At 42.2% G+C, this 11,771-nt stretch carries 8 protein-coding genes; 7 read left to right on the forward strand and 1 reads right to left on the reverse strand.

Annotated features, from left to right (window positions below; all coding sequences use genetic code 11):
* Positions 1-227: 227 nt before the first annotated feature.
* The 7 genes from plsX to KCX82_RS13330 all read left to right on the forward strand — a co-directional run bounded on the left by plsX (position 228) and on the right by KCX82_RS13330 (position 10,148).
* Positions 228-1,241 (forward strand): phosphate acyltransferase PlsX, encoded by a 1,014-nt coding sequence (gene plsX / locus KCX82_RS13300; RefSeq protein WP_227018975.1) that lies wholly within the window; start codon positions 228-230, stop codon positions 1,239-1,241.
* Complete coding sequence (gene rnc, locus KCX82_RS13305; protein ID WP_227018976.1) at positions 1,234-1,929, forward strand: ribonuclease III; 696 nt, start codon at positions 1,234-1,236, stop codon at positions 1,927-1,929. Before plsX ends, rnc begins: the two co-directional genes overlap by 8 nt.
* Positions 1,919-5,467 carry a chromosome segregation protein SMC gene (gene smc / locus KCX82_RS13310; protein ID WP_227018977.1) on the forward strand — a complete coding sequence of 1,183 codons (3,549 nt, stop codon included), beginning with the start codon at positions 1,919-1,921 and terminating at the stop codon, positions 5,465-5,467. Before rnc ends, smc begins: the two co-directional genes overlap by 11 nt.
* A gap of 841 nt (positions 5,468-6,308) precedes the next feature.
* Positions 6,309-7,202, forward strand: a complete 894-nt coding sequence (gene ftsY, locus KCX82_RS13315) for a signal recognition particle-docking protein FtsY (protein ID WP_227018978.1) — start codon at positions 6,309-6,311, stop codon at positions 7,200-7,202.
* Between the two features lie 11 nt (positions 7,203-7,213).
* Positions 7,214-8,539 (forward strand): ribosome biogenesis GTPase Der, encoded by a 1,326-nt coding sequence (der, locus tag KCX82_RS13320; protein ID WP_227018979.1) that lies wholly within the window; start codon positions 7,214-7,216, stop codon positions 8,537-8,539.
* Positions 8,532-9,119, forward strand: a complete 588-nt coding sequence (plsY, locus tag KCX82_RS13325; RefSeq protein WP_227018980.1) for a glycerol-3-phosphate 1-O-acyltransferase PlsY — start codon at positions 8,532-8,534, stop codon at positions 9,117-9,119. The genes der and plsY overlap by 8 nt, the downstream gene beginning before the upstream one ends.
* Positions 9,120-9,131: 12 nt before the next feature.
* Positions 9,132-10,148, forward strand: coding sequence for an NAD(P)H-dependent glycerol-3-phosphate dehydrogenase (locus tag KCX82_RS13330; protein WP_227018981.1), 1,017 nt, complete (start codon positions 9,132-9,134; stop codon positions 10,146-10,148).
* 199 nt (positions 10,149-10,347) lie between these two features.
* Here KCX82_RS13330 and ilvA read toward each other — a convergent pair whose 3' ends face one another.
* Positions 10,348-11,586: a threonine ammonia-lyase gene (ilvA, locus tag KCX82_RS13335; RefSeq protein WP_227018982.1), complete on the reverse strand. Its 1,239-nt coding sequence runs from the start codon at positions 11,584-11,586 to the stop codon at positions 10,348-10,350.
* Positions 11,587-11,771 lie beyond the last annotated feature (185 nt).

The raw sequence follows: 11,771 nt of genomic DNA on the forward strand, positions 1-11,771 counted from the left end.
GAATGAGTCCTGTTGAATATCGAACTCATTCCCAAGTTGCTGCTTAAATTAACGTCCAACATTTGGGGTGCTGAACAAAGGTTAGGCAGTTCTTTTTTGTATCAATTTCTGGTTTCTGGTAACATTAGTCTCATGGGCTCTGAAACAAGGGTTAAGATTTGCATTTGTACGTGTTATATGTTATATTCTATGATATATGAAAATCTTGGATAGAGAGGTATTGTCCTATGAGAATAATAATTGATGGTATGGGAGGAGACAATGCACCCTCGGAAATTGTAAAGGGTGTAGTTGATGCTGCGGCGTTAATAGATCATGAAATTCATATAGTCGGTGATGAAAAGAAAATTGAGGCAGAATTGGCCAAATATAAGTATAAAAAAGAGCAGATCAAAATCGTACATGCATCCGATGTGATTACAAACGACGATGCACCTGTAAAAGCGGTAAGAACAAAACAGGATTCATCTCTTGTAAAAGGGATTAATCTGTTAAAAAGCGGCGGGGGAGAGTTGTTTATCTCAGCCGGCAATACGGGAGCCATCATGGCTGCCGGGCTCTTTATTTTAGGAAGGATTCAGGGAATTGACCGTCCAGCCATCGCCAGCACGTATCCGATCCTCGGGAAAGGGGTTTCCCTTCTTGTGGATTCCGGGGCCAACGCCGAGTGCAAGCCAAACAATCTGCTGGAATTTGCAGCAATGGGAAGTATTTATATGGAGAAAGTGCTCAATGTAAAAAAACCGACGGTGGGTCTTGTGAACATGGGGACGGAAGAGAACAAAGGCCCTACTGTATTGAAAGCGGCTCACGAATTGCTTTCGAAAAGCAGCACCAATTTCGTTGGCAATATCGAGGCCAGAGATGTGCCGAAAGGAATCTGTGATGTCATCGTCTGCGATGGATTTATCGGAAATGTCATATTAAAGCTCACAGAGGGACTGGCCTGGAATATACTGAAGCTTCTAAAGAATAAGTTTACCGATGGGATGCTGCCGAAGATGGGAGCATTGCTTCTCTCAAGCAAATTAAAAGAGCTAAAATCAGAATTTGATTATTCGGAATATGGCGGCGCACCTATTTTAGGAGTAAAAGGTGCAGTGGTAAAGATGCATGGATCGTCCAATGCCAACGCGGTAAAAAATACCATACTAAAAGGGATCCCTTATGCCGAAAATAATGTTGTACAAACCATTCAGAATTCAGTACTTGAGTTGGAGGAAATAATAATCAGTGAGTGATCATGAGTTTGAAAATATAATTCAATATCAGTTTCAGGACAACAACCTGCTGCAAACTGCCTTAACCCATAGTTCCTTTGTGAATGAAGGAAAACCAGGACACACATTCAACAATGAAAGGCTTGAATTTTTAGGAGATGCCATCTTCGACGCCATCATCAGCGAATATTTATTTAATCGTCTGGAATCGGTGGAGGAAGGGGATCTTACAAAGCTTCGGGCCCTCGTGGTATGTGAGCGTTCTTTGGCGGAATGTGCTAATCGGGTCAGCCTGAGCCGTTTTATCAAGTTGGGTAAAGGAGAAGAAAACACCGGAGGCAGAACGCGGGGATCCATACTTGCAGATGCCATGGAAGCTGTTATCGGTGCCATGTATCTGGATGGCGGGTGGAATTCGGTAAAGGACTTTGTCCTAAGAGTTTTTGAGCCCACCATAGAGGATGCCCTTTCAGGAAAGCTCCATATGGATTATAAGACGGAAATACAGGAAAAATTGCAAGCCCTGGGCGAAGCAGATATACGTTATGTCATCGAGAAGGAAGAAGGCCCTGATCATGACAAGACCTTCTATTCGAACCTTATTTTCAATGCACAGATCATAGGAAGCGGTTCGGGAAGAAGCAAAAAAGAAGCGGAGCAGAACGCGGCAAAGCAAGCGCTGGAACGAGGTGGCAAATTTGTATTTTAAAAGAATTGACATGCATGGATTTAAATCCTTTGCAGAGCCTGTCAGTATAGAATTTCATGACGGAATCACTTGTATCGTGGGCCCTAACGGAAGCGGCAAGAGCAATATCTCCGATGCAATCCGCTGGGTACTGGGAGAGCAAAGTCCTAAAATGCTTCGAGGCGGTAAAATGGAAGAAGTCATTTTTGCCGGCACCGCAAACAGAAAATCCAGAGGAATGGCCGAAGTCACGCTGGTCATCGATAACAGCACCGGCATCCTGCCTATCGATTATTCGGAAGTCGCCATTACCAGAAGAATGTATCGTTCCGGTGAAAGTGAATATTCTATTAACAATAATCAATGCAGACTGAAGGATATCAGAGAGTTAATCATGGATACCGGTATCGGTGTTGACGGCTATTCCCTCATTGGACAGGGAAAAATTGCAGAAATCGTCAGCAACAAGCCGGAAAGCAGACGAGAGATTTTTGAGGAAGCAGCAGGAATCGTAAAATATAGAACGAAGAAAGCTGAATCGGAACGGAAGCTGGAGGCCAGCGCCGGTAATCTGGAGAGGGTAAACGATATCATCGTTGAAATCGAATCCAGAATCGACGGATTGAAAACAGACAGTGAAAAAGCTTCCGAATACCTGATATTGAGGGACAGGTACAAAGAACTGGAAATCAATGTCACTCTGAAAAATATTGAAAACATAGAATTAAAGAATGAATACATAAAAGACGATCTTGCAGAGATTGATAATAAAATAAATGAGAGTAAGGAAGAGAAGATTTCCATAGACTCTGAGCTTACAGAAAACAGAAATCGCAGCGAGGAGCTTACCCATCTCGGGAACGAAGTGAGGGACAAGCTTCTTCTTAGCGTAGAGAAAATCAGCTCCCTTTCCAATCAAAGCCAGCTTTATAAAGAAAAGCTGGCAACCATTGAAAAGGACAATGGCCGCCTTAGGGATGAAATCGACCTGATTGATCAAAAATTAACAAAAGAAAAAGAAAACGCCGAAGAGTTGCTTCTGAATAAACAGAAAATGGATGAAGAACTGGAAAAATTGGAGGCGGAACTGGCCGATAAAATCAGAAATTATACGGAAATGACAGGCGCCCTGAATACGGAAGCTGAAGAAATCGATGAAAAGAAGAATAAGCTATTTGAACTTCATAATTTCATCAGCAGCAAAAACAGTGAAATAAACAGTCTTGTCAATTTAAAGAATACATTACTCAGGAGGAAAGAGCAGATCTTATCCGAGAGAGCGGCTTCGGAAGAACAGAATCAGGAATTGTTCCGTCAATACCAGGAGTCGGAAAAGGAACAGCTTGCCATTAAAAGCAAACTGGACGATCTGGCCGGTGAAAAACACCGCTTAAATACTTCCTATAACGAAAATATCGTAAAAGAAAAAGGCCTCGGAAGAGAATTGGAAGACCTAAAAATTTCTATCGGTGAAGTTTCCACCAGGAAAAAGATGATCGAAGAAATGGAAAGCTCTTATGAGGGGTATAATAATGCCGTAAAATTTATTATGAGGTCGAATTTTTCCGGCATCAATGGTGTGGTAGCGGAACTGATCGAAGTTCCCAGAGGTTATGAAACAGCCATCGAAACCGCACTTGGCGCAGCTCTTCAGAATATCGTCTGTGAAAATGACCAGAGTGCACAGACTGCCATCAATGCGTTAAAAGAGCATAAAGCCGGCAGGCTTACCTTCTTGCCGCTGAGCAGCATCAAATCATCCAATTTAAATTTTGATGCTTCCATTAAGAATGCGGAAGGATTTAAAGGCTTTGGCGTTCAATGCATTCAATTTGCCCCCAAATATCAGAAGGTTATGGAGTACCTTCTTGGCAGAGTTGTCATTGTGGACAGCCTTGCTCATGCCATCAAACTCTCCAAAAATTCTGCCGGCGGTTTACGGTTTGTAACCCTGGAGGGAGAAGTCATCAATGCAGGAGGTGCTATTACCGGTGGTACCTATCGAAGCAATACCTCCAATCTCCTGGAAAGAAAAGCAGAGGTAAAGCAGCTTGGAGAAAAACTGGAAAAATTTGAAAAAACCAGAAAGAATAAATCAGAAGAGTTGGAAGCATTGCGAGAATCCATATCCGGACAATCTTCTAAAATGCAGAGGCTGGAGCAATCCTACCGTGAAACGGAACTGGAACTTTTAGCTAAAGATAATTCTATTCAGATCGTAAAGCGGCAGCTTTCTGACCTGGAAGCAGGAGAGGAAAGGCGGCAAAAAGAACTGGACAGCATTCAGGTAGAAGAACATTCTTCTGAAGGTATGATCGCTGAGGTCAAGGAAGCTGTTCAAAAAGCCGAGAGTCAGATAAAGGAAATAGAACAGCTGACAGATGAGGGGCTTACCAAATATGAAGAGAAGAAAGCTTTGCTGGAAGTGATGAATGAAGATATCACAAAGGCAAGAATCGCAGCGGGAGCATCGGAAAGTCAGAAACTGCATGCAGACCAGAATCTCAGCAGAATTGAAGCTTATCAAAAGGAATTGTCTGAGGAAAAACTCGGAAAAGAAGCACTTTTAAAGAATTTAGAGGCGCAGAAGCAAACTCTGCATGAGGACGAAGAACACGTCAAACTGGATATCAGCAGGAAGGAAGAGGAGAAAGCTGCCCTTGACCGTTATCTGGAAGAAATCCTGCAGGAGCAATCCGGTGTAACGAAATTCCTGAATGAAATCGGTCAGAAAAAAGATAAACTGGACGAAATTCTTTCCGGTTACCAGACTCAGAAATATGAATTGGAAATCAAACAAGCGAAATATGAAACCCAGCTGGAAACTTACAAGGATAAGCTTTGGGAAGAATTCGAAGTTTCCTATCTGCAGGCTATTGAATTTAAAAAGAGAGATTTCAATCTTGCCGCTGCAGTCAAGGAAAGCAGAGAAATCAAAAATCGGATGAAAGAGCTAGGTGAAGTGAATATCGGGGCTATCAAGGAATACGAGTCCGTAAAAGAACGGTACGAATTCCTCACAGAGCAGAGAAATGACATCCTGGGTGCAATGAATACATTAAAGCAGATCATTGACGATATGGATAAAACCATCAAACAGAACTTCAAAGAGAGCTTTGATAAAATCGTTATCAATTTTGAAAACTCTTTTAAAGAATTATTCGGCGGAGGTATGGCAGAATTAAGGCTGGAGGATGAAAACCGTCCTCTGGAAAGCGGTATTGAAATCATCGCTCAGCCGCCGGGAAAGAAACTGCAGAACATCAATCTCATGTCCGGCGGAGAAAAAACTATGACCGCCATCGCCCTCATGTTTGCGGTGCTCAAGGCAAAACCCACTCCCTTTTGCATTCTGGATGAGGTTGAGGCTGCTCTGGACGATGCCAATATCGACCGCTTTGCAAAGTATTTGACCAATTTCAAGGAAATACAGTTTGCCCTGGTAACCCACCAAAAGGCGACGATGGAATATGCAGATGTCCTTTACGGCGTAACTATGCCGGAGCAAGGGGTATCGAAGATTATTTCTTTGAGGCTTGGAGATGAGATTCAACTATAATATTTATTAGTTAGTCAAATTTCATTTATTAGTATTTAAACCGAATCATTCAACTGCCAGATCGAAGTAGTTGAGTTTTGACAAGCCAAAGGTCTGACTTTGTATCACGAAAATACTCACAGGTCTCTAATGATATGGTCTCGATTCGTTATTTTTAACCCCAAAAACAAACGGAATCCCTAATCGGTGTTTTTGGGTTATGGCAAAACTTGAATGCCAACATTAAAAATAACATTATCTTCATCCTATATCATTGACGAAACCTGTTCGGATATTTTCTTAAATCCAAAGTTCAGCCATTACGGCTTAGTAAAAAACCTTGCAAAAACTAAAGCTGACAGTTTCATAGTGTACTAATACATAATCTTATTTAACTAACAGGTGGCCTGACTAAAAAAGCAAATTTAAAAAACTAAGAAAAATTTGCTTACCGCTAATAACAGCGGAATGCCATTGTTTGTAAACTATGTGATTTAATTTGTCTGATCAGCAAAAGGGCTATAACAATACGTCGGAATGATTTTGCTTTGGTCTTATCCGAAATGGTCATAATCTTTATGGGATATAAGCAAAGCCTTGAGCAGGTTTGAAGTATTTTCAACCGAATCGAGTAGGATTTTTCGTAGATTGCATCAGCAATCTCAGCAAATAATGTGACCCTTCACATTTTTGCGCACGAAAAATCATGAGATGAGGTTATGAAAATATCAAAACTGCGAACCAGCTTTGCGTTATCACATAAAATTAGACCTTTTGCTGATCAGACAAAAATTGTGACTTAGTTTCACAAACTAATAAATACTAATTGTAAAATATAATAGCTTAAGAAAGGACAAAACTTATGGCTTTTGGAGTAAAAAAATCATTTTTCGGAAGATTGCAGGAAAAAATAGAAGATGTCATCTTCATGCGGCCTGAAATCGATGAAGAAATGCTGGACGAACTGGAAGAGGTTCTGATCACCTCCGATATCGGCATGGATACAACTATGAAAATTACTCAAAAACTGAGAGAAGATATTAAGAAATTAAATATCCGTGATCCGGAAGGCGTCAAAACCAGGATTAAAACTATCGTAAAGGAACTGATCGATAAGGGTGAGGCTCATCAATTATCGGAAAAGACTCCTTTAATCATTTTGATGATAGGCGTTAACGGCGGAGGAAAGACGACTTCCATAGCCAAGATCGCCAAACGATGCAAAGACCAGGGAAAAACTGTACTTCTTGCAGCCGCCGATACCTTCCGTGCCGCAGCCAGTGAACAACTGGAGGTTTGGGGAAACCGGATCGGGGTAAATGTAATTAGGCATAAGGAAGGAGCAGATCCTTCCGCGGTTATTTTTGACGCCATACAGTCAGCAAAAGCAAAACAGGTCGATGTACTGATCTGTGATACGGCCGGAAGATTACAGACGAAGAAAAACCTCATGACAGAGCTTGAAAAGATGAACAAAGTAATAGAAAGAGAATATCCCGAAGCGGATAGGGAAACACTTTTAGTATTGGATGCCGCCACCGGCAAGAATGCCATATCTCAGGCAAGAGAATTCGGAGAGATTGCCGACATAACCGGCATTGTCCTGACGAAGCTGGATGGAACAGCAAAAGGCGGTATTGTGATAACAATTTCAGATGAGTTTAAAATGCCTGTTAAGTTTATAGGAGTCGGAGAAGGCATGGATGACCTGAAGGAGTTTGACCCTGCCGAATTTGCGGAAGGAATCTTTGAATAGGAGTAATTTACATGTCAAAACCAATTGTTGCCGTAGTAGGCAGACCAAATGTAGGAAAATCAACTTTTTTTAATAAAGTGGTAGGAAGAAGAATATCCATTGTAGAAGACACGCCCGGCGTCACCAGAGACAGAATTTACGCGGAAGCCGAATGGAGAGGCATCCATTTTGCCCTTATTGATACCGGAGGAATTGAACCGGATACGGATGATGTGATTCTGTCACAAATGAGAATCCAGGCGGAAATTGCTATGGAGACTTCTGATGTGATCTTATTCATGGTTGATGGAAAGGACGGATTGACCTCTTCCGACAGAGAAGTGGCCAGTATGCTGATGAAAACCGGCAAGGACGTCGTTCTATTGGTAAATAAAATCGATTCTCCGAAACTGCCGGATGATTTTTACGATTTTTATGAACTGGGTTTGGGAGAGCCCATTCCTATTTCAGCAGCTAATATGCTGAATTTTGGTGATGTTCTTGACGTCATTATTGAAAAATTCCCGGTTTCCGATGCAGATGATGATGAGGATATCACGAAAATTGCTGTTATCGGAAAACCGAATGTAGGCAAATCCTCACTGATCAATGCCCTTCTTGGTGAAGAACGGGTGATCGTTAGCGATATTGCCGGAACTACAAGGGATTCCATCGACACTCCATTTAAAAGAGGTGATGAGGAATATATTCTTATCGATACTGCCGGAATCAGAAGAAAGAGCAAAGTTACGGGAGATATTGAAAGATACAGCGTCATAAGAGCAATCGCAGCCATAGAGAGATGTGATGTTTGCCTTCTGATGATCGACGCAGTTGAAGGAATTACGGATCAAGATAAAAAAATTGCAGGAATCGCTCATGAAGCAGGAAAAGGAATTATTGTCGTGGTAAATAAGTGGGATCTGATTGAAAAGGATACCAATTCCATGAAAGAATACCAGAAAGAAATTGCAAAAGAGCTGGTGTTCATGTCCTATGCACCTTCTGTATTTATTTCCGTGTTGAAAAAGCAAAGACTTGCCAATGTCATGGACATGGTGAAGTATGTATCGGAAAAGCGTGCCCTCAGAATACCGACGGGCCAGCTGAACAGCCTGATTGCCGATGCTATTATGATGAGGCAGCCGCCTTCCGACAAGGGAAAACGTTTAAAGATTTATTATGCAACACAAGTTGGTGTCAAGCCGCCGCTATTCTCATTTAAAATAAATGATAGAGAACTGATGCACTTTTCTTATGCTAGATATCTGGAAAATAAAATTAGAGAGGGCTTTGGCTTTGAAGGCACCTCCATTAAATTTGTATTCCGAGAAAAGGGAGAAGAAAACTATGTTTAGCTTTTATCCAATTGCCGGAATCGTCCTTTCCTATTTTATAGGAAACATATCGCCGGCAATTCTGATTGGAAAAATGGCAGGAATTGATATCAGAAATCAGGGCAGCGGAAATGCCGGAAGCACCAATGTGCTACGTGTTCTGGGTAAGAAAGCGGCAGCAGCCACTTTCGTCATCGATGTTCTGAAAGGCGCTGTTGCAGTACTGATCGGCAATTACATAGGTGGTACTGAGGTTGCTATGGCTTGCGGCGCAGCAGCCTTTGTCGGGCATATCTGGCCTTTGATATTCGGATTCAAAGGAGGAAAAGGGATTGCAACAGCTTTTGGCGTCATCGTTGCCTTGGAGCCTGGATTGGGTCTTTTGATGGCTGCTATTGCCTTATCTGTTATTGCAATTTCCAGAAGGGTGTCGGTGGGATCCGTAGTGGCTATCCTGCTGCTTCCTCTGGTTGCTTATTTTTTTGATCCGATCTACGTTTTATGGTCGGCATTTATGGCAGTCATTGCACTGATCAAACATCGTTCAAACATTAGAAGACTATTCCGGGGTGAAGAACCAAAGATTAGTTTTAAAAAATAGGAGGGAATCAGGATGAACAAATCAATTGCTGTCATTGGCGCAGGAAGCTGGGGAACGGCACTTGCTATCAGCTTAAGCGGCAAAGGACATTCGGTGAGGATTTGGGATGTAAACCAGGAGCATTTAAAGGAGCTCGCTGAGAACAGAGAAAATAAGAGATATCTTCCGGATATCAAATTTGATGATCATCTGGAGATTGCCTATACCGTAGAAGAGGCTGTCAGAGATGCAGAGATTGTTTTGTTTTCTGCTCCGGCACAGCATTTCAGGAGTGCGCTGGATGGTGCCATTCCCTATCTGACTCCGGAAATGGTTCTGGTAAACGTAGCCAAAGGGATCGAACAGAAAACGCTGATGCGTCTTTCTGAAATCGCTTTTGAAAAGCTTCCGAATGCAAAATATGTTGTTCTTTCAGGGCCATCCCATGCGGAAGAAGTAGGCAGAGGACTTCCAACCACCCTTGTAGCGGCCTCTATCGATGTGGCACTGGCAGAATATATACAGGATGTTTTTATGACGGACTGGCTCCGTGTGTACACCAATACCGACATTATCGGCGTGGAACTGGGCGGTGCTTTGAAGAACATTATTGCTTTGGGTGCCGGAATTTCTGATGGAATGGGTTACGGCGACAATGCCAAAGCGGCTATGATGACCAGAGGAATTACGGAAATAGCCAGATTGGGTGTGACATTAGGGGCTCACGAGAGTACCTTCTCCGGACTTACCGGCATCGGCGATCTCATCGTCACCTGTACAAGCATGCACAGCCGGAACAGACGATGCGGCATTATGATCGGGGAAGGAATGAAACCTTCGGAGGCTACGAAAAAAGTCGGAATGGTGGTTGAAGGTATGTTTACCACAGAGGCGGCCTATCAGCTTGCTCTTAAAGTGGGGGTTGAAATGCCGATTACGGAACAGATCTATAACGTGATCAATGAAAAGATCGATGCGAGAGAAGCTGTAACAAGCCTTATGACCAGACAGAAAAAACATGAAAAGGAAGATGTTTTCAGAAAATCCTAATGAGTTAGGTTTTCTATAATCAAAATAGTGAAATTTCAGGACTACGCCCAAAGATGGCATACGAAAAACTTTAAAGTTTTCATATGCTATCTTGGGGCTTTTTATTTTATTTTATATTCATAATAATAAAAAAAGAAAGAGGAATAAATCATCTTCTTTCTTCTTTAGGATAACGTGCAGTCGTTCCGAAACCTTTATGTTAATACACTCTATTTACTGTAAAGTTATTATCTTCCAATGCTTCCATGATCTGCTTAATATGGTTATGCCCGTTAGTTTCTACGGTTACCTCCAAAGCGACCTTATTGGAGTACCGGTCTATGGCTTTAAACTGGTTATGAACAAGCTCTATAACATTCGCTCCGTTCTCTGCCAGCAATTGGGCAACCTTCACAAGCTGTCCCGGTTTATCAGGAAGCTCTACTGCAAAGCACATAATACGGCCCCGGCTGATCATACCCTGATTGATAATGGAAGAAATGGTTACGACGTCGATATTTCCGCCGCTGACCAGGCAAACGATGTTTTTTCCGGGTTTTGCTCTTTTCTTTAACCCTGCCAGTGGCACGACACCAGCAGTTTCCGCAATCATCTTGTGCTTTTCCAGGGTGAGAAGCACCGCTTCCATAATGTCTTTCTCCGTAACCGTAATGATTTCATCGACATACTTTTTTGCCAATGCAAAGGTCAGATCTCCGGGCTGACGTACAGCTACACCCTCCGCGCTTGTTTTGACTGAGGCAAGTCTTGTCAGCTGGCCTTCATCTATGGAAATTTTCATGGCCATTGCACCCACCGGTACTACACCGATCACCTTCACCTCCGGCTTAACCGCTTTTACCGCCATGGCAATACCGCTGATAAGCCCTCCGCCGCCGATAGGAATCAGGATTTCGTCGATGCCATCCAATTCTTCCAAAATTTCTAATCCGATAGTGCCTTGTCCGCAAATAACATCATAATCATCAAAGGCATGGACGAAGGTATAACCGTATTCGTTGGCCAGAGCCATTGCTTTTCCGTAAGCTTCGTCGTAGACATCCCCATGGATTACCACTTCTGATCCATAGGCTTTTGTTGCATCCACTTTCAGAAGCGGAGTTACGTTTGGCATGACGATGGTGGATTTAAGATTTTTCTTCTGGGCGGAAAAAGCAACTCCTTGGGCATGATTCCCGGCAGAAGAGCAGATAATGCCGTTTCTGCTTTCTTCTTCCGTTAAATTATTAATTTTATTATAGGCGCCTCTAATTTTGAAAGAGCCGGTGATCTGAAAATTCTCCGGTTTAATGTAAACATTGCAGCCATATTCCTTGCTGTAAAAATCACTGTAAATCAGAGGAGTCTTCTTTATTACACCGTTTAAACTTTCTTGCGCTTTTAAAATATGCTCCTTATGATCGAGCCCGAGATAATAATTTACCTGATCTGCATTCATGAAATCCCTCCTCTTAAAGAATAATATTAACAGTTTACTGGTTAATTATGTTTCTGTCAATAATCATGAGAGGCTTTTATCAAATACAAAGGGGAAGCTTTCATTAAATAAACATGGAAGCTTTTATCAGCTGCTTTCAAGACCTCGATTACATGATAACCCAATAACCGTAATATTTTTTCACG

It is taken from the genome of Sinanaerobacter chloroacetimidivorans (genome assembly GCF_018128545.1).
Classification (GTDB): Bacteria; Bacillota; Clostridia; order Peptostreptococcales; family Anaerovoracaceae; genus Sinanaerobacter; species Sinanaerobacter chloroacetimidivorans.

Excerpts from the sequence above, each read along its gene's own strand:
- plsX (WP_227018975.1), top strand. The coding sequence starts at position 228 with ATGAGAATAATAATTGATGGTATGGGAGGAGACAATGCACCCTCGGAA.
- ftsY (WP_227018978.1), top strand. The coding sequence starts at position 6,309 with ATGGCTTTTGGAGTAAAAAAATCATTTTTCGGAAGATTGCAGGAAAAA.
- ilvA (WP_227018982.1), bottom strand. The coding sequence starts at position 11,586 with ATGAATGCAGATCAGGTAAATTATTATCTCGGGCTCGATCATAAGGAG.
- der (WP_227018979.1), top strand. The coding sequence starts at position 7,214 with ATGTCAAAACCAATTGTTGCCGTAGTAGGCAGACCAAATGTAGGAAAA.
- KCX82_RS13330 (WP_227018981.1), top strand. The coding sequence starts at position 9,132 with ATGAACAAATCAATTGCTGTCATTGGCGCAGGAAGCTGGGGAACGGCA.
- plsY (WP_227018980.1), top strand. The coding sequence starts at position 8,532 with ATGTTTAGCTTTTATCCAATTGCCGGAATCGTCCTTTCCTATTTTATA.